Below are 20818 nucleotides of genomic sequence, written 5' to 3' on the forward strand. Positions count from 1 at the left end.
GTGGCTTCGGGTGCGGTCAGTCGGCAGCGGGGCCCACGGAGGCGGGCGTACGGAAACGGCGGCGGTACTCGGCCGGTGCCGTGGCGAGCACCTTCACGAAGGCCCGGCGCATGGCTTCCGGCGTCCCGTAGCCGCTGGCGCGGGCGATCCGCTCGACGGGGTCGGAGGTGTCCTCCAGGAGCCTGCGGGCGTGTTCCAGACGTACGCGGTCGACGTACCGCCCCGGGGTCGTACCGGTCTCCGCCCGGAACGCGCGGGCGAAGTGCCGGGGCGAGAGCCGGGCGCGGGCCGCGAGGGAGTCCACGGCGAGGTCCGCGTCGGGGTGCTGGGTGATCCAGTGCTGGACCTCGCGCAAGGGTTCGCGCCGTGCCGTCTGAGCACTGAGCTGGGCGCTGAACTGGGCCTGGTTGCCGGGGCGGCGCAGGAAGACCACCAGGTGGCGGGCGACGGTCAGGGCGAGGTCCCGGCCGTGGTCCTCCTCGACCAGGGCGAGCGCCAGGTCGATGCCCGCGGTGACACCCGCCGAAGTGGCCAGCCGCCCGTCCCGTACGAAGATCGGGTCGGGGTCGACCTGGACGGCCGGGAAGTCGTGGGCGAGCTGTGCGCAGTAGTTCCAGTGGGTCGTCACCCGGTGTCCGTCCAGGAGGCCCGCCTCGGCCAGCAGCAGGGCCCCGGTGCACACGGAGACCAGCCGCTCGGCCCGCGGCGCGTGGACCCGCAGCCAGGCGGTCAGCTCCGGGTGGGAGGAGCGGGTGCCTTGCCCGCCGGGGACCAGCAGGATGTGCGGTACGGGGGCCTCGGCGAGGCTGCTGTCGGGCATCAGGGTCAGCCCGCTGGAGGCCCGGACAGGTCCGCCGTCGAGCGAGGCGGTGCGCAGGGTGTAGGAGACGCCCGGCGCCCGGGAGGCCCCTGCGAAGACCTCCATCGGGCCGGTCGCGTCGAGGCTCTGGACGCCGTCGAAGAGGACGACGAGCACGGTTCGCTGGATCACGTCCGCCATCCTGGGCGGCGGGCGGTGGTGGCCGCAATGACGAATATCCCTCCTTTCCTGCCATCACCGTGTTCCCCGCGCTCGACCGCTCCCCGGGGTTCCCGCCGTACCGACCAGTCGGTAACGTGCGGGTATGAGTACTCTTCCGGCCCGCGCGGAACGCCGCTGTCACAACGCCGTCAACCCGCTGCACTCGTGCCTCTTCTTCTCCCCCGACCTGGGCACCGAGCTGGGCAAGCTCGGCGTCGAGGACCCGAGCGCCGTCTACTTCGCCACCCGGGCCGCCGCGTTCGGACCGGTGGGGGCGGGCACCGTCACCGCCACGTTCTACAACTTCAACCCCGCCCTGGTGGCAGAGCATGTGCCGGCCGTCTGGTCCGTGGCCTCGCCCGAGCAGGTTCTCGGGGCCCGGCTGCGGGCGGCGGACGCGACGCTGCGGCGGCTGCTCGGCGAGGAGATCATCGCCTCCGACGAGATGGCGGAGGCGGCCCGGCTCGCGCTGCGCGCCACCGAGGCCTGCACCCCGCACGCCCGGCCGCTGTACGCGGCGCACGCGGAGCTGCCGGTGCCCGACGAGCCGCACCTGGCGTTCTGGCACGCGGCGACCCTGCTGCGCGAGCACCGCGGTGACGCGCACCTCGCCGCCCTGCTCGCCGCCGGCCTGGACCCGGTGGAGTCGCTCGTCAGCCACACGGCCACCGGCAAGGGCATGGCGATCCGCTGGATCCTGTCCTCCCGGGGCTGGCGCCGCACCGACTGGGAGGCGGCCTCCGACCGGCTGCGGGAGCGCGGGCTGCTCGTCGCGGGCGAGGAGCCGGCGCTGACCGACGCGGGGACGGCGCTGCGCGCGGAGGTGGAGGAGGCGACTGACCGGATGGACACGGCCCCGTACGAACACCTGGGCGCGGAAGGCGTGGAGCGGCTCACCGAGCTGGGGCGCGGCTTCCTGTTCACGGCGGCCGCGGCGGGCGCGTTCCCGGACGAGGCGACCGGCCGGGGCTGATCCCCGCCGGTCCGGGGCTCCCGCATGTGGTGCGGGGGCTCCGGGCGTGTTCCCCGAGGTCGCGCGACATGGGCCCCGGCCACCCGGCAGAATGCAGGCGAAGGGGATGCCCCCGGTAAGAGCGTGCTCATCGCAACACGGGCACGGCCAGCACAGCCAGTACGAGAAGGCGAGTCGGGAAAACCGTGACGACGTCCATCGAAGGCAGGATCGCCGAGGAGCTCGGCGTACGTGAGCGACAGGTCAGGGCGGCCGTCGAGCTGCTCGACGGCGGTTCCACCGTGCCGTTCATCGCGCGCTACCGCAAAGAGGCGACCGAATCGCTCGACGATGCGCAGTTGCGCACGCTGGAGGAGCGGCTGCGGTATCTGCGGGAGCTGGAGGAGCGGCGTACGTCGATCCTGGAATCCGTACGCGAACAGGGCAAGCTCGACGAGGCGCTGGAGGCCGCGATCCGGGGTGCCGAGACCAAGGCGCGCCTGGAGGACATCTACCTGCCGTTCAAGCCGAAGCGGCGGACGAAGGCCCAGATCGCCCGGGAGGCGGGGCTCGAACCGCTGGCGGACGGCCTGCTCGGCGACCCGTCGGCCGATCCGCTCGCCGCCGCGGCCGCGTTCGTGGACGGCGACAAGGGCGTGGCGGACGCCGCCGCGGCCCTGGACGGCGCGCGCTCGATCCTCACCGAGCGGTTCTCCGAGGACGCCGACCTGACGGGCGAGCTGCGCGAGCGCATGTGGACCCGCGGCCGGCTGGCGGCGAAGGTGCGCGAGGGCCAGGAGGAGGCGGGCGCCAAGTTCGCCGACTACTTCGACTTCGCGGAGCCGTTCACCGCGCTGCCCTCGCACCGGGTGCTCGCGATGCTGCGGGGCGAGAAGGAGAACGTGCTCGACCTGGCCCTGGAGCCGGAGGAGCCGGAGGCCGCCGAGAAGCCGGGCCCCTCCACGTACGAGAACATGATCGCCCGTCGCTTCGAGATCGCCGACCGGGGCCGCCCCGGTGACAAGTGGCTGGCGGACACGGCGCGTTGGGCGTGGCGGACCCGGATCCAGGTGCACCTCGGCATCGACCTGCGGCTGCGGTTGCGCACGGCGGCGGAGGACGAGGCGGTACGCGTCTTCGCCTCCAACCTGCGCGATCTGCTGCTGGCCGCCCCGGCCGGCACGCGGGCCACCCTGGGCCTGGACCCCGGTTTCCGTACGGGGGTGAAGGTCGCCGTCGTCGACGCCACCGGCAAGGTGGTGGCCACCGATGTGATCCACCCGCATGTGCCCGCCAACAAGTGGGACCAGGCACTGGCCAAGCTCGCGCACCTCGCGAAGGAGCACGCGGTCGACCTGATCGCGATCGGCAACGGCACGGCGTCCCGCGAGACGGACAAGCTCGCCGGTGAACTGATCGACAAGCACCCGGAGTTGGAGCTCACCAAGGTGATGGTCTCGGAGGCGGGCGCCTCGGTGTACTCCGCCTCCGCCTTCGCCTCGCAGGAACTGCCCGACATGGACGTGTCGTTGCGCGGCGCGGTCTCGATCGCGCGGCGGCTGCAGGACCCGCTGGCCGAGCTGGTGAAGATCGACCCGAAGTCGATCGGCGTCGGCCAGTACCAGCACGACCTGTCCGAGGTGAAGCTGTCGCGTTCGCTGGACGCGGTCGTCGAGGACTGTGTGAACGGGGTCGGTGTGGACGTCAACACCGCCTCCGCGCCGCTGCTTTCGCGGGTCTCGGGGATCAGTTCCGGGCTCGCCGAGAACATCGTCACGCACCGCGACACCAACGGCCCCTTCCGCTCCCGCAAGGCGCTCAAGGACGTGGCGCGGCTGGGCCCGAAGGCGTACGAGCAGTGCGCGGGCTTCCTGCGCATCCGCGGCGGCGACGACCCGCTGGACGGTTCCAGCGTGCACCCCGAGGCGTACCCGGTGGTGCGGCGGATGGGGAAGACGGCGGGTGGCGAGGTCGCCTCGCTGATCGGCAACGCGGAGGCTCTGCGGTCGCTGCGGGCGGCGGACTTCGTGGACGACATGTTCGGTCTGCCGACCGTGACGGACATCCTCAAGGAGCTGGAGAAGCCGGGCCGCGACCCCCGTCCGGCGTTCCGAACGGCGACCTTCAAGGAGGGTGTCGAGAAGCTCGGCGACCTGGAGCCCGGCATGGTGCTGGAGGGCGTCGTGACGAATGTGGCGGCGTTCGGCGCGTTCGTCGACATCGGCGTCCACCAGGACGGTCTGGTGCATGTGTCGGCACTGTCGAAGACGTTCGTGAAGGACCCGCGCGATGTCGTGAAGCCCGGGGACATCGTGAAGGTCAAGGTCATGGATGTCGACATTCCACGCAAGCGGATCTCGCTGTCGCTGCGGCTGGACGACGAGCCGGGCGCGGGCGGCGGGTCCGGCGGCGGGCAGCAGGGCCGTGGTGAGCGGGGCGTCCGCCCGCCGAAGCAGCGGCAGAGCCAGGGCCAGGGGTCCGGTGGTGGACAGGCCCGTCAGGGCGGTCAGGGTGGCGGCCGGGACCGGCGCGGCGGCTCCGGTGGCGGTGGGTCCCGGCAGGGGCAGGGCGCTCCGGCTCCGGCTCCGGCGAACAGTGCGATGGCCGACGCGCTGCGGCGGGCCGGGCTGACCGACCCGAAGCAGGGCCGGGGGCGCTGAGGCGGAAAGGCGGTGGGGGCGGGTCGCCGCGTGCGGCCCGCCCCCGCCTGCGTGACTCCGCTCAGACTTCCTTGACCTGGCCGTCCGCGACTTCGACGCGGCGCGTGGTGCGGACCGCTTCGAGCATCCGCCGGTCGTGGGTGACCAGCAGCAGCGTGCCCGTGTAGCTCTCCAGGGCCGCCTCCAACTGCTCGATGGCGGGCAGGTCCAGATGGTTGGTCGGCTCGTCGAGCACCAGGAGGTTGACGCCCCGGCCCTGCAGCAGGGCGAGGGCGGCGCGGGTGCGTTCGCCCGGGGAGAGGCTGGTGGCCGGGCGCATCACATGGTCGGCGCGCAGGCCGAACTTGGCGAGCAGCGTGCGGACTTCGGCCGGTTCCGTGTCGGGCACGGCCGCGCAGAAGGCCTCCAGCAGCGACTGGGAGCCGAGGAAGAGCCTGCGGGCCTGGTCCACCTCGCCGACCACGACGCCCGAACCGAGGGTGGCGTGGCCGGAGTCGAGCGGGAGCCGCTCCAACAGGGCGGCGAGCAGGGTGGACTTGCCAGCGCCGTTGGCGCCGGTGATGGCGACCCGGTCGGCCCAGTCGATCTGGAGCGAGGCGGGGCCGAAGGAGAAGTCGCCGCGCACCACGCGGGCTTCGCGCAGGGTCGCGACGACCGAGCCGGAGCGGGGGGCGGTGGCGATCTCCATCCGCAGCTCCCACTCCTTGCGCGGCTCCTCGACGGTGTCGAGGCGCTCGATCATGCGCTGGGTCTGCCGGGCCTTCGCCGCCTGCTTCTCGCTCGCCTCGCTGCGGGCGTTGCGGCCGAGCTTGTCGCCGTCGGTGGCCTTGCGGCGGGCGTTCTTGACGCCCTTGTCCATCCAGGACCGCTGCATATGGCCGCGCGCTTCCAGGGCGGCCTTCTTGTCTGCGTACTCCTCGAAGCCCTCGCGGGCGTGCCGGCGCGCGGTCTCGCGCTCCTCCAGGTAGGCCGCGTAGCCACCGCCGTAGAGGTTGATCTGCTGCTGGGCGAGGTCGAGCTCCAGCACCTTGGTGACCGTGCGCATCAGGAACTCGCGGTCGTGGCTGATGACGACGGTGCCGGCCCGCAGCCCCGAGACGAAGCGCTCAAGGCGCTCCAGGCCGTCGAGGTCGAGGTCGTTGGTGGGCTCGTCCAGCAGGAAGACGTCGTAACGGGAGAGCAGCAGCGAGGCGAGTCCGGCGCGGGCGGCCTGGCCGCCGGAGAGCGCCGTCATGGGCAGGTCCAGGCTCACGGTGAGGCCCAGCTCGGCGGCGACCTGCGCGGCCCGCTCCTCCAGGTCCGCGCCGCCGAGGGCGAGCCAGCGCTCCAGGGTCTCGGAGTACGCGTCGTCGGCGCCCGGGGCTCCCGCGACCAGGCCCTCCGTCGCCTCGTCCATGGCGCGCTGGGCGTCGGCGACCCCGGTGCGGCGGGCGAGGAAGGCGGCCACGGTCTCGCCCTCCCGCCGCTCGGGCTCCTGCGGGAGGTGGCCGACGGTGGCGGTGGGCGGGGAGAGCCGCAGCTCGCCCTCCTCCGGGCGGTCGAGTCCGGCGAGCAGGCGGAGCAGGGACGATTTACCGGCGCCGTTGACTCCGACGAGACCGATCACGTCTCCGGGTGCGACGACGAGGTCGAGTCCGGCGAAGAGTGTGCGGTCGCCGTGTCCGGCGGCGAGGTCCTTGGCGACGAGGGTGGCAGTCATCAGGGTGCCGATCCTAGTCTCCGGCTCTCCGTGCTCTTCGCCCTGTGCCCCTGGCCTCCGGTTTCCGGCGTCCGTTAGCGTCCGTGCAGCGACGGGCGTGTTCCGTGCGGCGACGGGCGTGTACCGAGGGACGGGAGTGACCGTGATGACGGATGTGATCGTGGTGGGCGGTGGGGTCGTCGGGCTCACCACCGCTGTGACCCTGGCGGAGCGCGGGCTGCGGGTGCGCGTCTGGTCGCGCGATCCGGCCGGGGCGACGACGTCGGCGGTGGCGGGGGCGCTGTGGTGGCCGTACCGGATCGAGCCGGCGGAGCGGGTCGGCGACTGGTCGCTGGAGACGCTCGCGGTGTACGAGGAGCTGGCGGCCGGGCCCGGCGGAACCGGCGTACGGCTGGTGGCGGGGGTGCACGGCGGTGAGCGGTTCGCGGCGCTGGGGGCGTGGGCGGCGGAGCTGAAGGGTGCGGTGGAGGTGGCGGAGGGGCTGCGGGTGGTGCTGCCGCTGCTGGACATGCCGGTGCACCTGGCGTGGCTGGAGCGGCGGCTGGTGGCGGCGGGCGGTGCGGTGGAGCGGCGCGCGGTGGCCGGGTTCGAGGAAGCGGCGGCGCAGAGTCCGGTGGTGGTGAACTGCACGGGTCTGGGGGCGCGCGAGCTGGTGCCGGACGCGGGGGTGCGGCCGGTGCGGGGACAACTGGTCGTGGTGGAGAACCCGGGGATCACGGAGTGGTTCACCGAGGCGGATCCGGCGTCCGCCGCGACGACGTACTTCTTCCCGCAGCCGGCCGGCCTGGTGCTGGGCGGCACGGCGGAGGCGGACGACGAGCGCCGGGAGCCCGATCCGGGGACTGCGCGGGAGATCGTGGCGCGGTGCGCGCGGGTCCGGCCGGAGATCGCGGGCGCCCGGGTGCTGGGGCACCGGGTGGGGCTGCGGCCGGTGCGGGAGGCCGGGGTGCGGATCGAGGCGGAGGCCCTGCCGGGCGGGGGGCTGCTGGTGCACAACTACGGGCACGGCGGCGCGGGCGTGACCGTGGCCTGGGGCTGCGCGCGGGCGGCGGCCGCCCTGGTGGGCTGAGCCGCCGCCGTACGTGCGAGGTGCTTCCCGGGAACCCGGGTTCCCGGAACCCCGGGATCAGTCCTGTGGGCGCTTCCCGGCCGGGTCCTCCTTGTGGCGTTCGTCCGTGGTGACCGTCGTGCCGGGGCCGATACGGATCTCGAAGTCGCCGTCGTACTTGGCGTGCCCCTCGATCACCGCGGACTCGACCGCCTCCACGCCGAACTCCTGGCGGACGATCTGCGGGTCCTTGCGCAGGTCCCGCATCAGGGCCACGCACATGCCGATCATCACGATGACGAAGGGGGCGGCGACCAGGATCGTGAGGTTCTGGAGCCCCTCCAGCGCGTTCTCCTTGCCGTCACCGATGAGCAGCATGACGGCGGCCACGGCCCCGGTCACGACACCCCAGAAGATGACGACCCACTTCGCCGGTTCGAGGACGCCCCTCTGCGAGAGCGTGCCCATGACGATCGAGGCGGCGTCGGCACCGGAGACGAAGAAGATGCCGACGAGGATCATCACCAGGATGCTCGTCACGGTGGCGATCGGGAACTCCTGGAGGACGCCGAACAGCTGCGCCTCGGGCGTGTCGGCGCCGGTGAGCTTGCCCGCCTCGTCCAGCTTCATGGCCGTGCCGCCGAAGACGGCGAACCAGATCAGGCTGACCGTGCTGGGCACCAGGATGACGCCGCCGACGAACTGGCGGATCGTGCGGCCGCGGCTGATCCGGGCGATGAACATGCCGACGAAGGGCGTCCAGGAGATCCACCAGGCCCAGTAGAAGACGGTCCAGCCGCCGAGCCAGTCGGCCACCTCACCGCCGCCGGTCGCCTCGGTGCGGCCGGCGAGCTGTCCGAGGTCGCTGATGTAGGCGCCCAGCGAGGTGGGCACCAGGTCGAGCACGAAGATCGTGGGACCGGCGATGAAGACGAACACGACCAGCAGCAGGGCCAGCACCATGTTGATGTTGGAGAGCCACTGGATGCCCTTCTCCACACCGGACACCGCGGAGGCGACGAAGCCGACCGTCAGCACGGCGATGATCGCGACGAGGAGGCCGGTGCCGGCCTTCTCCAGCCAGTCCAGCTCCTGGATCCCGCTGCCGATCTGGAGCGCGCCGAGGCCCAGCGAGGCCGCCGAGCCGAAGAGGGTCGCGAAGATGGCCAGGATGTCGATGACGCGGCCGACGCCTCCGTACGCGTGACGCTTGCCGATCAGCGGCTCGAAGACCGCGCTGATCGTCTGCCGCCTGCGCATCCGGTAGGCGCTGTAGGCGATGGCGAGGCCGACCACCGCGTAGATCGCCCAGGGGTGCAGCGTCCAGTGGAAGAGGGTGGTGGCCATCGCCGTCTGCATGGCCTCGGCCGAGTCGGCGGGGTCGGTGCCGGGCGGCGGGGTACGGAAGTGGGCCAGGGGCTCGCTCACGCCCCAGAACATCAGCCCGATGCCCATACCGGCGCTGAACATCATCGCGACCCAGGAGATGGTCCGGAACTCCGGCGCCTCGCCCTCCTGGCCGAGGCAGATCTTCCCGTAGCGGCTGATGGCCAGCCAGAGGGCGAAGATGACGAAGCCCGAGGCGGCGAGCATGAAGGCCCAGCCACCGTTGTGGATCAGCCCGGTGAGCAGCTTGCCGGAGGCGGTCTCCAGCGATGAGGTGGAGGTAGCGCCCCAGATGACGAAGGCGAGGGTGAGGACCGCCGTGACGCCGAAGACCACCCGGTCGGTGGTCGGGGCCCGCGTGCTGACCGGTGCGGGGGGCAGGTCTGCCGTGACCGACAGTTCCTCCCGGTCCCCCGCCGGCTGGTCGTCCTGGGACACAAATGGCACCTTTCACCGAGTCCGAAAAACGCTCTCTGTAGGCAGTACCACACCTGCCCACGATCTCGAAGGATCAACAAGCGGTATCGGCTTGACCGTATGTGAGGGAATATGTCGCCCGTTGGTCGAGGAGCAGCGGAATCAAGTTTCTGGCCGACTGACGCAGGGGCACAAACCCGCCATCTCCATTCCGCTGCGACCGGACGCCGTGCAGGGCGAGCTCGTCCTGCACGGCGGCGTACTGGGAGGGGTCCAGCCGGTAGCCGCACGGCGGGTCGGTGAGGATCTCGGCGGGCTCGGCCGGATCGTTGTCGGCGCCTCCCAGATATACGGGGCCGCGGTCGGCGAACCCGGTCAGGCGCGAGAGCGCGGTGGCCGCCCGGATGCGGGCGCGCTGTTCCTCCGTGAAGTCGAAGAGACCGCCGAGCGCCGTCTGCTGGGAGTGGACCCTGCGGCGGTGGTTGAGGGCCGGATCGGCCTTCTCGGACTCGCTCAGGGCGTCGATGCGTGACTCGATGAGGAGGCCGACCGCGTGCTTGAGGCCGGAGGTGTTGCGCAGGATGCGTTCCTGGCCGTCCCCTGCGGTCTGCTTGATGGGGTCGCCGGAGACCGGATCGGTCCAGATTCCGTAGTGGCCGCTGGTGTAACCGCCCTCGGTCGCGGCGGGCCGTACGTACTGCTCCGAGAGGGTCCGCGAGACGTCGTGGACGCCGCGCGCGACGTTCAGGTTGCGGGGCCACAGGACGAAGAGGTCCTTGTCGTAGTACGGCGGCGTGGCACCGTACTCGTGCAAGTCGTAGATGACATCCGGCCGTTCGTCGCGGACGACGGCCGCGATCGCCCTGCCCTCCGCGGTCTTCAGGGCGATGTGGTCCCGGTTGACGTCGACGCCGTCGGCGTTGCCCCGGGTGTCGGCCGCGCGTCCGTCCGGGTTGGCGGTGGGCAGCACCAGCACCGTCGTACGGGAGAGGAAGGCGCGGGTGGCGCGGTCCTCGGCGAAGGCCAGGTCGCGCAGGGTGGTCAGACAGGCCTCGCGCCCGGCGGGCTCGTCCCCGTGCTGACTGCAGATCAGCAGGACCGTGGTGGCGGCGGGACGCTGCTTGCCGATGCGTACGAGCTGGAGCGGGCGGCCCTCCTTCGTGGTGCCGACGCGGTCCACGGCGACCCGGTCGCTCCCCCGGTCCACCGCTCCGAGGAAGGCCCGTTCCTCCCCCAGCCCGGTCCAGCGCGCCCCGTCGCTCGTCTCGAACCCGGTGCGCGGCGGGTGGGGCGCGGCCTCGGCGGGTGCGATGGCGAAGGGGACGGCCAGCGCGGCCAGCAGCCCGGCCACGACCGCGCTCCGGCGTCGGACCGCGGGGCCACGGCGGCGTACACCGGAGGGCGGGCGTCCGGGCTGTGCGACCGGTCCGAGCCACGGGTGCGGGCTGAGCATGCGGAGCGCGCGGGTGATGCGAGGGGTCATCAGCGGCTGCCTCCCGGAGTACGACCGGCGTGCGCGCTGAGCACGAGCGGGGCACGGGCGGAGCGCGAGTGGGGGTGCGCGCGGCGGACACCGCGTTGCACGCCGGTCTGTCGGTGGAGCGGACGTTACCCGGGTGAACTCCTGTGCAACAGGGGGCGATCACTACCGGTCGTGACGAGGGCATGGCGATCGTGTGACAGGAATGCCCGGAATCGACCGCCCTGCGCTGCGGGCTGCTTAGCCTTTTTCCTGACCGGCCGGAACCACCCTCCGACCGGTCCCGCGACCGGGCGGACCCATCCCCCGGTTGCACGACCGGACGGAACCATCCCCCGCCCGGTTGCACGACCGGGCGGCAACGACCTCCGCCCGGTCGACCGTCCCGACGACTTGGAGTATGCGTGCACCGCAGATTCATCGTCCCCAGCGCTCTCGCGGCCACCCTTCTGCTGGCGATCCCGGCATCGGCCTCCTCAGGCACCGCGGGCGCCCCGGGTATCGGCGACCCCTACTACCCGGCCAGCGGAAACGGTGGCTACGACGTCTCCCACTACGACCTGCGGCTGACCTACCAGCCGGCGACCGACCTGCTGGAGGGCACCGCGACGATCCTCGCCACCACCACACAGGATCTGACCCGCTTCAACCTCGACTTCGGGCTCGCCGTTTCCGAGGTGCGGGTCAACGGTAAGAAGGCCTCCTACACCAAGAGCGGTACCCAGGAGCTGGAGATCACCCCGGCGGGCCCCCTGGCGAAGGGCAAGGACGTCTCGGTGGTCGTCCGGTACGCCGGGAAGCCCTCCGAGCTGAAGATCAACGGCTGGACCGCCTGGGCGCGGACCCCGGACGGCGGCGTCGCCGCGCAGGAGCCGGAGTCGGCGGTCTGGTGGTACCCGAGCAACGACCACCCGCTCGACAAGGCCACGTACGACATCTCGGTCTCCGTGCCGGACGGCACGCAGGCGATCAGCAACGGGGTGCTCGTCTCGCAGAGCTCCAAGCTGGGCCGGACGCGCTTCAACTGGCGCTCCGACAAGCCGCAGGCCACGTACCTCTCGACGCTCGCGGTCGGGAAGTTCGACATCACGACCGACAGGACGGCCGACGGCCTGCCGGTGCTGAACGCGTACAGCAAGGATCTCGGCCCCAACGCGGGTGCCGCCCGCGCCAGCATCGAGCGGACCACCGAGGTCGCGGAGTGGCTGACGGAGGTCTTCGGTCCGTATCCGTTCAACGCGCTCGGCGGCTATGTGCCCAATGTGACGAGCGGGTTCGCGCTGGAGACCCAGACGCGGCCGTTCTACAGCCCGCGGCAGTTCGCGAACGGCGCCAACGTGTCGGTCGTCGTCCATGAGATCGCGCACCAGTGGTACGGCAACAGCGTGTCGGTCGACGGATGGAAGGACATCTGGATCAACGAGGGCTTCGCCCGCTACAGCCAGTGGCTCTGGTCGGAGAAGGAGGGCGAGGGCACCGCGCAGCAGCTGGCGGACTACGTCTACGCCCTGCACCCGGCCGACGACCCGTTCTGGAAGGTGAAGCCGGGTGACCCGGGTCCGGACAACCAGTTCGACATCGCCGTCTACGACCGGGGGGCGCTGGCGCTCCAGGCGCTGCGCAACAAGGTCGGCGACGAGACCTTCTTCGCCCTGCTGAAGGGGTGGCCGACCGAGAAGGCGCACTCCAACGCGACCGTGGGTGACTTCCTGCGGTACGCGGAGCGGATCTCGGGCAGCCCGCTGGCGACGCTCTTCGACACCTGGCTGTACCAGCCGAAGCGGCCCGCGCTCCCGGCGGCGTCTGCTGACGGGCTCGCCAAGGGCGCGCTGTCGTCCCGGGCGGCGGCGGTCGGTCCGGAGCGGCCGGCGTCCTGGAAGAAGATCGCGGCGACGAACACGATCCACGACCACGGGGAGCACGGGGACGGGGAGCACAGCGGTCACGGTCACCGCTGACCGTCGGACGCGCTGAATCGGGGGGCGTCGGACGGTGAGGTTCAGCCGTTCCGACGGCCCCCGGTGGCGTGCGCGGCGCGGGCCGCCCGTGCCATCGGCAGGTACCGCAGCCGCTCCGGGAGTACGGGGACGACGGCACGCAGCACCGCGCAGAGCCGCCGCAGCCGCTTCTCCTGGGCCGCCGTCCACGGCAGGCCGATCGCGGCGCGGGCGTCCGGCGGCATGAGTCCGATGGTGACGAAGCGGCGGAAGCGGGCCAGCGGCGGAAGCAGCACCGGCCACAGCGCCCGCAGGACCATCCGCAGGAGCAGGGGGCCGCGGTCCGGCGGCGGCACGGGCTGGTCGACGTCGACGAGTTCACGCACCACGGTCGTCGCCTCGATCTCCCCGGCGAGCATCTTCTCCCAGTACGGCCAGAACTCCTCGATCGTCTGCGGCATGTCCCGGTCGTGGATGCCGAGGATCCGGCCGACCTGGAGCCACTCCGCGTACAGGGCGCGCTCCTGCGCCGGGCTCATCGGCCGGATCAGATAGCGCGCCGCGTGCCGGTAGACGGGGAAGCCGGTGGCGTGCACCCAGGCGTAGTTGGCGGGCGTCAGCGCGTGGTAGGCGCGGCCCCGGGTGTCCGTGCCCTGGATGGTGCGGTGGAGCCGGCGCAGCCTGCGGCCCTCCTCGGCGGCCTCCGCGCCGCCGTACACCCAGAGCTGGAGCGAGCGCAGGGAGCGTTCGCCGCGCCCCCAGGGGTCGGTACGGAAGACGGAGTGCTCGTCGACGCCCGCACCGACAGCCGGGTGGGCGACCTGGAGGGTGAGAGCGGCGGGCAGCATGAGCAGGGCCCGGACATCCCCGGACAGGCTCCACAGGACGCCGCCGGGCGGGGGCGGCAGGGGGTTCACCGCGTCCTTCGCGCTGCTCATCAGGTGCTCCCGGCCGTCCGGCGGGCCTGCCGTACGCTGCCCGTCCCATCCCCCATGATCCCTCGCGGGCGGGAGGCCGTGTTGGCGGGGTCCCTGGCGGCCGGTGCCCCGGTCAGTCGTGGTCGTACACCGTCACGGGCACGCCTTCCCCTGTCAGGCGCCCCTGGACGATCGGCTCGACGCGCGACCACTTGCCGCCCGCGAGGCCGCAGCCTATGCGCGGCATGTGCACCGAGGCCCCGAGCTCGCCCGCCCGGACGGCCACCGCGCTGAGAGCCGTGTCGATGGCCTCGTACCGCACGGGCACACCCTTGCTGCCGGTGCGCATCCCCCGCTGGCCGACCATGTTGGCCACCCAGAGAGACGGGCCGACCTGCACGAACTGGGCCGCCCCCAGGGCGAAGTCGTTGCCCGCGCGATCCCGGTGCCAGCGGCGGTAGGCGGCCTCGGGCTCGGGCCAGCGGCGGGAGAGGGCCAGGACGAAGCCCTTGCCCCAGCCGCCCAGGTCGTTGCAGACGTGCGCTATCACCTTGACGCCCTTGCCCTGCGGCGCGGTGGCGTCCCCCCGTACATACGTGATCCCCGACATGGCTTCACCGTACGGCCCGGCACTGACAGCGGGCCGGGGTGGACGGCGGGGCGTCGGTGCCGGAGACTTTCACAGTAGTGGTGAGACAGCGGCACTGTCCGATACGAGGGTTCGACTGCGGGGAGCAGAGATGGCGACGGGGACCGACGGGCCCACGCTCACGGTGGACGAGCTGGCGGCGCGTGCCGGGGTCACCGTGCGTACCGTGCGGTTCTACAGCACCCGGGGTCTGCTGCCGCCCCCGGTCATCGGGCCGCGCCGGGTCGGGCACTACGGGGCCGATCATCTCTCCCGGCTGGCGCTGATCGAGGAGCTCCAGCACCAGGGCATGACGCTCGCCGCCATCGAACGCTATCTGGAGCAGCTGCCGCCCGACCTGAGCGCCCACGATCTGGCGATCCACCGGGCGCTGGTGGCGTCCTGGGCGCCGGACACGGCGGAGGACATGTCGTGGGCGGAGCTGGAGAAGCGGGCGGGGCGGGTGCTGGCGGAGCCGGATGTGGAGCGGCTGGCGGCGATGGGGGTGCTGGTGCGGCCGCAGGAGGAGGGCGGGGCGTACCGGGTGGACCTCGGGCTGCTGCGGCTCGGGGTGGAGCTGCTGGACGTGCCGATCGCACACGAGGCGATCCTGGCGGCGCGGACCGTGCTGCTGGAGCACACCCGTTCCGCGGCGCAGGAGTTGACGCGGCTGTTCCGGGACGAGGTGTGGAGCCCGTACCGGGAGCGCGAAGGGGATCCGGAGCATGTGGCGGCGATGAAGTCGCTGTCGGCACATATGCAACCGATCGTGGTGCAGGCCCTGGTGACGGCGTTTCAGCGGTCGTTGAAGGAGGAGCTGCGGAGCGCGTTCACCGCCGAGTGACGGTCAACGCGCTCCGGAACAGTCTCAGTCGTGGAAGGTCTCGCCCTTCCCGGCCTTCTCCACCAGCAGCGCGGGCGGCAGGAAACGGTCGCCGTAGCGCTCGGCGAGTTCCCGGGCGCGGGCCACGAAGCCGGGCAGGCCGCCCTCGTACCCGTTGATGTACTGGAGCACGCCACCGGTCCACGGCGGGAAGCCGATGCCCATGATGGAGCCGATGTTGGCGTCGGCGACGGAGATGAGGACGTTCTCCTCCAGGCAGCGGACGCTGTCCAGCGCCTCGGAGAAGAGCATCCGCTCCTTCATGTCCTCGAAGGGTACGTTCGCGTCCGGCTTGGTGAAGTGCTCGCGCAGGCCGGGCCAGAGGCCGGCGCGCTTGCCGTCCTCGTCGTAGTCGTAGAAGCCCGCTCCCCCGCTGCGGCCGGGGCGGCCGAACTCGTCGACCATCCGGTCGATGACCTCGTCGGAGGGGTGGCCGGGCCAGGTGCCGCCGGCCTCCTCCACCGCCCGCTTGGTCTCGATGCGGATCTTGCGCGGCAGGGTCAGGGTCAGCTCGTCCATCAGGGAGAGCACCTTGGCCGGGTAGCCGGACTGGGCTGCGGCCTGCTCGATCGAGGCGGGCTCGACGCCCTCGCCGACCATGGCGACGCCCTCGTTGATGAACTGGCCGATGACGCGCGAGGTGAAGAAGCCGCGCGAGTCGTTGACGACGATCGGCGTCTTCTTGATCCGGCGCACCAGGTCGAAGGCGCGGGCCAGGGCCTCGTCGCCGGTCCGCTCGCCCTTGATGATCTCGACCAGGGGCATTTTGTCGACCGGGGAGAAGAAGTGCAGGCCGATGAAGTCGGCGGGGCGCGTGACGCCTTCGGCGAGGGCCGTGATCGGGAGGGTGGAGGTGTTGGAGCAGAGCAGGGCGTCGGGCTCGATGATGTCCTGGATCTCCTGGAACACCTTGTGCTTGAGCGCGGTGTCCTCGAAGACGGCCTCGATCACCGCGTCGCAGCCCGCGAGGTCGGCCGGGTCGCCGGTCGGGGTGATCCGGGCCAGCAGCTCGTCGCGCTTCGCCTCCGTCGTACGGCCCCGGGAGACCGCCTTGGCCAGCAGCTTCTCGCTGTACGCCTTGCCCTTGGCGGCCGCCTCGGTGGAGACGTCCTTGAGGACGACGTCGATCCCGGCCTTGGCGCAGGAGTAGGCGATGCCCGCGCCCATCATCCCGGCGCCGAGTACGGCGACCTTGCGGACCGGGCGCTCGGGGATGTCCTTGGGGCGGTTGGCACCGGAGTTGACGGCCTGGAGGTCGAAGAAGAACGCCTGGATCATGTTCTTGGAGACCTGGCCGGTGACGAGCTCGGTGAAGTACCGGGCCTCGATGGTCAGGGCGGTCTCGAAGTCGACCTGGGAGCCCTCGACGGCCGCCGCCAGGATGTTGCGCGGCGCGGGCATGGGCGCGCCCGCGATCTGCTTCTTCAAGTTGGCGGGGAACGCGGGCAGGTTGGCCGCGAACTTGGGGTTGGAGGGGGTGCCGCCCGGGATGCGGTAGCCCTTGACGTCCCAGGGCTGCTGGGACTCGGGGTTGGCGTCGATGAAGGCGCGGGCCTTCTCGATCATCTCCTCGCGGGTGGCGGCGACTTCGTGGATCAGGCCGTTCTCCAGGGCACGCCGCGGGGTGTACTGGGTGCCCTGGAGAAGCACCTTGAGCAGCGCGTCCGCGATACCCATGAGGCGTACGGTACGGGTGACGCCGCCGCCCGCCGGAAGCAGGCCGAGGGTGACCTCGGGCAGGCCGATGCGGGAGCCGGGGGCGTCGAGGGCGACGCGGTGGTGGGAGGCGAGTGCGATCTCGTAACCGCCGCCGAGGGCCGCCCCGTTGATGGCGGCGACTACGGGCTTGCCGAGGGTCTCGATGCGGCGCAGTGAGCGCTTGATCTCGGTTCCGGTGTCGAAGGCGGCCTGGGCGTTCTCGGGGCCGACCTTGATCATGTCCTTGAGGTCGCCGCCCGCGAAGAAGGTCTTCTTGGCGGAGGTGTAGATGATGCCGCGGATGGAGTCCTTCTCGGCCTCGGCGCGGTCCGCGATGGCCGCGATGGAGTCCTTGAATGCCTGGTTCATCGTGTTGGCGGACTGGTTGGGGTCGTCCAGGACGAGGGTGACGACGCCGGTCTCGTCCTGTTCCCAGCGGATGGTGGTGCTCTCGGTCATGTCGGTGTCTTCTCCGTAAGAAGGGGTGGCCGGGGCAGGACGGTCAGATGCGTTCGACGACGGTCGCGACGCCCATGCCGCCGCCGACGCAGAGGGTGACCAGGCCGAACTGCTGGTCGCGGCGCTCCAGTTCGTCGATGACGGTGCCGAGGATCATCGCGCCGGTCGCGCCGAGGGGGTGGCCGAGCGCGATGGCACCGCCGTTGACGTTGACCTTGTCCAGGGTCAGGCCCATGTCCTTGACGAAGCGCAGGACGACCCCGGCGAAGGCCTCGTTGATCTCCACCAGGTCGATGTCGTCGATGGTGAGCCCGGCCTTGGCGAGCGCCTTGCGGGTGGCGGGGGCCGGGCCGGTGAGCATGATGGTGGGCTCGGAGCCGGAGACGGCCGCGGAGACGATGCGGGCGCGCGGGGTGAGTCCGTAACGCTCACCGACCTCCTTCGAGCCGATGGCGACGAGGGCGGCGCCGTCGACGATGCCGGAGGAGTTGCCCGCGTGGTGGACGTGGTCGATCTTCTCGACCCAGTGGTACTTCTGCAGCGCCACCGCGTCGAAGCCGCCCACGTCACCGATGGCGGCGAAGGACGGCTTGAGGCCGGCGAGGGAGTCGGCGGTGGTGCCGGGGCGCAGGTGCTCGTCGTGGTCGAGGACGACGAGGCCGTTGCGGTCCTTGACCGGGACGACGGAGCGGGCGAAGCGGCCGTCCTTCCAGGCCGCGGCGGCGCGCTCCTGGGAGAGGGCGGCGTACTCGTCCACATCGCGGCGGCTGAAGCCCTCGATGGTGGCGATGAGGTCGGCGCCGATGCCCTGCGGGGCGAAGCCGGTCTCGAAGCTGGTCATCGGGTCCATCGCCCAGGCCCCGCCGTCCGAGCCCATCGGCACCCGGGACATCGACTCGACGCCCCCGGCGAGCACGAGGTCCTCCCAGCCCGAACGGACCTTGGCGGCGGCCAGGTTGACCGCTTCCAGGCCCGAGGCACAGAAGCGGTTCTCCTGGACCCCGGCGACGGAGTCCGGCAGGCCCGCGGCGATGGCGGCGATGCGGGCGATGTCGGAGCCCTGGTCCCCGAGCGGGCTGACGACCCCGAGGACGATGTCGTCGATGGCGGCCGGGTCCAGGTCCGGGAAGCGGCTCTGGATCTCGTGGATGAGGCCGACGACCAGGTCGATCGGCTTGGTGCCGTGCAGGGCGCCGTTGGCCTTGCCGCGGCCGCGCGGGGTGCGGATCGCGTCGTAGACGAATGCTTCGGTACTCAAGACAGCTGCCTTTCGAGGGTGGTTGGGAGGAGGCGAAGAGGTGTTCAGGCGAGCAGCGAGCGGCCGATGATCTCCTTCATGATCTCGGTCGTGCCGCCGTAGATGGTCTGGATACGGCCGTCGGTGAACGCCTTGGCGACCTTGTACTCGCTCATGTAGCCGTAGCCGCCGTGGAGTTGGAGGCAGCGGTCGGCGACGCGCTTCTGCAGTTCGGTGGCCCACCACTTGGCCATGGAGGCGTGGACGGCGTCGAGGACGCCGTCGGAGTGGTCGACGATGCACCGGTCCAGGAAGGTCCGGGTGACGGCGCACTCGGTGGCCATCTCCGCGATCTCGAACCGGATGTGCTGGAGCTTGGAGAGCGGGCGCCCGAAGGCCTCGCGCTCCTTGACGTACCGCGTGGTGATCTCCAGCAGGTGTTCGGCGGCGGCGATCCCGGCGACCGCTATGCCCATGCGCTCCTGGGCCAGGTTGGTCATCAGGTGGATGAACGCGCCGTCGAGTTCACCGAGGAGGTTCTCCTTGGGGACGCGGACGTCGTTGAAGAACAACTCGGCGGTGTCCTGCGACTTCTGGCCGATCTTGTCGAGGTTGCGGCCGCGCTCGAAGCCCTCGGCCCCTCGCTCCACGACGATGAGCGAGAGCCCCTTGGCGCCGCCGTCCGGGGTGGTCTTGGCGACGACGATCACCAGGTCGGCGAGGATACCGTTGGAGATGAAGGTCTTCGAGCCGTTGAGCAGCCAGTGGTCGCCCTTGTCCTCGGCGGTGGTGCGGATGGCCTGGAGGTCGGAGCCGGCGCCCGGCTCGGTCATGGCGATGGCGGTGATGGTCTCGCCGCTGCAGAACCCGGGCAGCCAGCGGCGCTTCTGGTCCTCGGTGGCGAGGCCGGTGAGGTAGGGGCCGATGATGTCGTTGTGCAGGCCGATCGCGAGTCCGGGCGCCCCGGCCCGGGTGAACTCCTCGGCGAGGACGGCGCTGTAGCGGAAGTCGGTGGAGCCGCCGCCCCCGTACTCCTCGGGTACGGCGAGGCCGAGCAGCCCGGCGCGTCCGGCGGCGAGCCAGGCGTCGCGGGAGACGATGCCGTCCCGCTCCCACTGCTCGTAGTACGGGAGCACCTCCTTGGCCAGGAAGGCCCGGACGGTCTCGCGGAACGCGTCGTGCTCCTCGGTGAAGATCTGGCGTTGCACGGGGTCTCCTAGTCGTGAGGGTGGGGCCGGAGCCCCGGTACGTCCCAGTCGGCGGCGACCGCGTCCGTGTCGGCGCCCGGCCGCGCGGGGCCGCTGCGGACGGAGACGGGGGTGGCGGAAAAGCGCGGGGCCGGGGCGGGCTGGGTGATGCCGCCGTGCTCGACGAAGGTGGAGCGGGCGGCGAGGTGCGGGTGGTGGGGCGCCTCACGGAGGGAGAGCACGGGGGCCACGCAGGCGTCGGTGCCGTCGAACACCTCGGTCCACTCCGCCCGCGTACGGGTCGCGAAGCGCTCGGCGACAGCGGCGCGCAGCTCGTCCCAGCGGGCGAGGTCCCACCGGTCGGGGAAGTCGTCCGCGATGCCGAGGAGGCCGGCGAACTCGGCGTAGAACTGCCCTTCCAGCGGGCCGACCGCCATGTGGCCGCCGTCGGAGGTGGCGTAGGTGCCGTAGAAGGGGCAGCCGCCGTCCAGCAGGTTGGCGCCGCGCCGGTCCTGCCAGCTCCCGGCGGCCAGCATGCCGTGGATCATCGAGGCGAGGTGGGCGGCGCCGTCGACGATCGCCGCGTCCACCACCTGGCCCGCGCCGCCGGGGGTGCGGGCGTGCTGGAGGGCGGCGAGGACCCCGACGACGAGGTAGAGCGAGCCGCCCGCGTAGTCGCCGACCAGGTTGGCGGGGACCACGGGCGGCTCGTCCGGCTTGCCGATCATGGAGAGGGTGCCGGTGAGCGCGAGGTACGCGATGTCGTGCCCGGCCCGCTCGGCGAGCGGCCCGTCCTGGCCCCAGCCGGTCATCCGCCCGTAGACCAGCTTCGGGTTGCGGGCGAGGCAGGCGTCGGGCCCGACGCCGAGCCGTTCGGCGACGCCGGGGCGGTAGCCCTCGATCAGGATGTCGGCGCGTTCGACCAGGTCGAGGACGCGGCCGGCGCCGCCCTCGTCCTTGAGGTCGACGAGGACGGAGCGCTTGTTGCGGTTGGTGATGTCGTACGCGGGGTCGATGCCGAGCGCCGGGCCGCCGGGCCGGTCGACGCGTACGACATCGGCTCCGAGGTCCGCCAGGAGCATCGCCGCGAACGGTCCGGGGCCGATGCCCGCCAGCTCGACGACACGGACACCGGTCAGCGGACCGTGCCCGGGCCTTGGGCCTTTCGCCATCTGTGAGCCCCCATGGGTGTGACACAACCGATGTAAC

General features: G+C 71.8%; 15 protein-coding genes. 5 read left to right on the forward strand and 10 right to left on the reverse strand.

Annotation, left to right across the window (positions count from 1 at the left end):
- Positions 1-16: 16 nt before the first annotated feature.
- On the reverse strand, positions 17-991 hold the full coding sequence (locus ACK8N7_RS04565) for a GlxA family transcriptional regulator (RefSeq protein WP_457810824.1): 975 nt from the start codon (positions 989-991) through the stop codon (positions 17-19).
- A gap of 133 nt (positions 992-1124) precedes the next feature.
- On the opposite strand from ACK8N7_RS04565, the gene ACK8N7_RS04570 reads away from it, so the two are divergent.
- On the forward strand, positions 1125-1994 hold the full coding sequence (locus ACK8N7_RS04570) for an SCO6745 family protein (RefSeq protein ID WP_403210489.1): 870 nt from the start codon (positions 1125-1127) through the stop codon (positions 1992-1994).
- 185 nt (positions 1995-2179) lie between these two features.
- Positions 2180-4633 carry a Tex family protein gene (locus tag ACK8N7_RS04575; RefSeq protein ID WP_500441053.1) on the forward strand — a complete coding sequence of 818 codons (2454 nt, stop codon included), beginning with the start codon at positions 2180-2182 and terminating at the stop codon, positions 4631-4633.
- Positions 4634-4694: 61 nt separating this feature from the next.
- On the opposite strand, the gene ACK8N7_RS04580 is transcribed toward ACK8N7_RS04575, so the two are convergent.
- Entirely contained in the window at positions 4695-6332 is a 1638-nt protein-coding gene (locus tag ACK8N7_RS04580; RefSeq protein WP_356167979.1) for an ABC-F family ATP-binding cassette domain-containing protein, read from the reverse strand.
- A gap of 145 nt (positions 6333-6477) precedes the next feature.
- Here ACK8N7_RS04580 and ACK8N7_RS04585 point away from each other — a divergent pair, with 145 nt between their 5' ends.
- Positions 6478-7401: an FAD-dependent oxidoreductase gene (locus tag ACK8N7_RS04585; protein WP_500441055.1), complete on the forward strand. Its 924-nt coding sequence runs from the start codon at positions 6478-6480 to the stop codon at positions 7399-7401.
- Positions 7402-7458: 57 nt separating this feature from the next.
- Here ACK8N7_RS04585 and ACK8N7_RS04590 read toward each other — a convergent pair whose 3' ends face one another.
- Together ACK8N7_RS04590 and ACK8N7_RS04595 are read right to left on the reverse strand one after the other, a co-directional pair.
- Positions 7459-9204 carry a BCCT family transporter gene (locus ACK8N7_RS04590; RefSeq protein ID WP_403210483.1) on the reverse strand — a complete coding sequence of 582 codons (1746 nt, stop codon included), beginning with the start codon at positions 9202-9204 and terminating at the stop codon, positions 7459-7461.
- 73 nt (positions 9205-9277) lie between these two features.
- Positions 9278-10666 (reverse strand): M14 family metallopeptidase, encoded by a 1389-nt coding sequence (locus ACK8N7_RS04595; RefSeq protein ID WP_500441057.1) that lies wholly within the window; start codon positions 10664-10666, stop codon positions 9278-9280.
- A gap of 401 nt (positions 10667-11067) precedes the next feature.
- On the opposite strand from ACK8N7_RS04595, the gene ACK8N7_RS04600 reads away from it, so the two are divergent.
- Positions 11068-12621 (forward strand): M1 family metallopeptidase, encoded by a 1554-nt coding sequence (locus ACK8N7_RS04600; protein ID WP_500441059.1) that lies wholly within the window; start codon positions 11068-11070, stop codon positions 12619-12621.
- 41 nt (positions 12622-12662) lie between these two features.
- Here the strand turns inward: ACK8N7_RS04600 and ACK8N7_RS04605 are convergent, their stop codons facing one another.
- Positions 12663-13538 carry an oxygenase MpaB family protein gene (locus ACK8N7_RS04605; protein WP_500441061.1) on the reverse strand — a complete coding sequence of 292 codons (876 nt, stop codon included), beginning with the start codon at positions 13536-13538 and terminating at the stop codon, positions 12663-12665.
- A 112-nt stretch (positions 13539-13650) separates the two neighbouring features.
- Positions 13651-14127, reverse strand: coding sequence for a macro domain-containing protein (locus ACK8N7_RS04610; RefSeq protein ID WP_403210475.1), 477 nt, complete (start codon positions 14125-14127; stop codon positions 13651-13653).
- 130 nt (positions 14128-14257) lie between these two features.
- Here ACK8N7_RS04610 and ACK8N7_RS04615 point away from each other — a divergent pair, with 130 nt between their 5' ends.
- Positions 14258-14989 carry a MerR family transcriptional regulator gene (locus ACK8N7_RS04615; RefSeq protein ID WP_500441063.1) on the forward strand — a complete coding sequence of 244 codons (732 nt, stop codon included), beginning with the start codon at positions 14258-14260 and terminating at the stop codon, positions 14987-14989.
- Positions 14990-15013: 24 nt separating this feature from the next.
- On the opposite strand, the gene ACK8N7_RS04620 is transcribed toward ACK8N7_RS04615, so the two are convergent.
- From ACK8N7_RS04620 to ACK8N7_RS04635, 4 genes are read right to left on the reverse strand one after another with little or no spacing between them, the layout of a single operon-like run.
- Positions 15014-17185, reverse strand: coding sequence for a 3-hydroxyacyl-CoA dehydrogenase NAD-binding domain-containing protein (locus ACK8N7_RS04620; RefSeq protein WP_403210472.1), 2172 nt, complete (start codon positions 17183-17185; stop codon positions 15014-15016).
- Between the two features lie 43 nt (positions 17186-17228).
- Complete coding sequence (locus tag ACK8N7_RS04625; RefSeq protein ID WP_403210470.1) at positions 17229-18443, reverse strand: acetyl-CoA C-acetyltransferase; 1215 nt, start codon at positions 18441-18443, stop codon at positions 17229-17231.
- 44 nt (positions 18444-18487) lie between these two features.
- Positions 18488-19630 (reverse strand): acyl-CoA dehydrogenase family protein, encoded by a 1143-nt coding sequence (locus ACK8N7_RS04630; RefSeq protein ID WP_403210468.1) that lies wholly within the window; start codon positions 19628-19630, stop codon positions 18488-18490.
- Between the two features lie 8 nt (positions 19631-19638).
- Positions 19639-20781, reverse strand: a complete 1143-nt coding sequence (locus ACK8N7_RS04635) for a CaiB/BaiF CoA transferase family protein (RefSeq protein ID WP_500441066.1) — start codon at positions 20779-20781, stop codon at positions 19639-19641.
- Between the last annotated feature and the right edge of the window lie 37 nt (positions 20782-20818).

Origin of the sequence: Streptomyces griseobrunneus (genome assembly GCF_046713465.1) — a bacterium.
In the GTDB taxonomy this organism is placed as follows: Bacteria; Actinomycetota; Actinomycetes; order Streptomycetales; family Streptomycetaceae; genus Streptomyces; species Streptomyces microflavus.

Coding starts and splice junctions, on each gene's coding strand:
- ACK8N7_RS04585 (WP_500441055.1), top strand. CDS start 6,478: ATGACGGATGTGATCGTGGTGGGCGGTGGGGTCGTCGGGCTCACCACC.
- ACK8N7_RS04605 (WP_500441061.1), bottom strand. CDS start 13,538: ATGAGCAGCGCGAAGGACGCGGTGAACCCCCTGCCGCCCCCGCCCGGC.
- ACK8N7_RS04635 (WP_500441066.1), bottom strand. CDS start 20,781: ATGGCGAAAGGCCCAAGGCCCGGGCACGGTCCGCTGACCGGTGTCCGT.
- ACK8N7_RS04570 (WP_403210489.1), top strand. CDS start 1,125: ATGAGTACTCTTCCGGCCCGCGCGGAACGCCGCTGTCACAACGCCGTC.
- ACK8N7_RS04615 (WP_500441063.1), top strand. CDS start 14,258: ATGGCGACGGGGACCGACGGGCCCACGCTCACGGTGGACGAGCTGGCG.
- ACK8N7_RS04610 (WP_403210475.1), bottom strand. CDS start 14,127: ATGTCGGGGATCACGTATGTACGGGGGGACGCCACCGCGCCGCAGGGC.
- ACK8N7_RS04595 (WP_500441057.1), bottom strand. CDS start 10,666: ATGACCCCTCGCATCACCCGCGCGCTCCGCATGCTCAGCCCGCACCCG.
- ACK8N7_RS04620 (WP_403210472.1), bottom strand. CDS start 17,185: ATGACCGAGAGCACCACCATCCGCTGGGAACAGGACGAGACCGGCGTC.
- ACK8N7_RS04580 (WP_356167979.1), bottom strand. CDS start 6,332: ATGACTGCCACCCTCGTCGCCAAGGACCTCGCCGCCGGACACGGCGAC.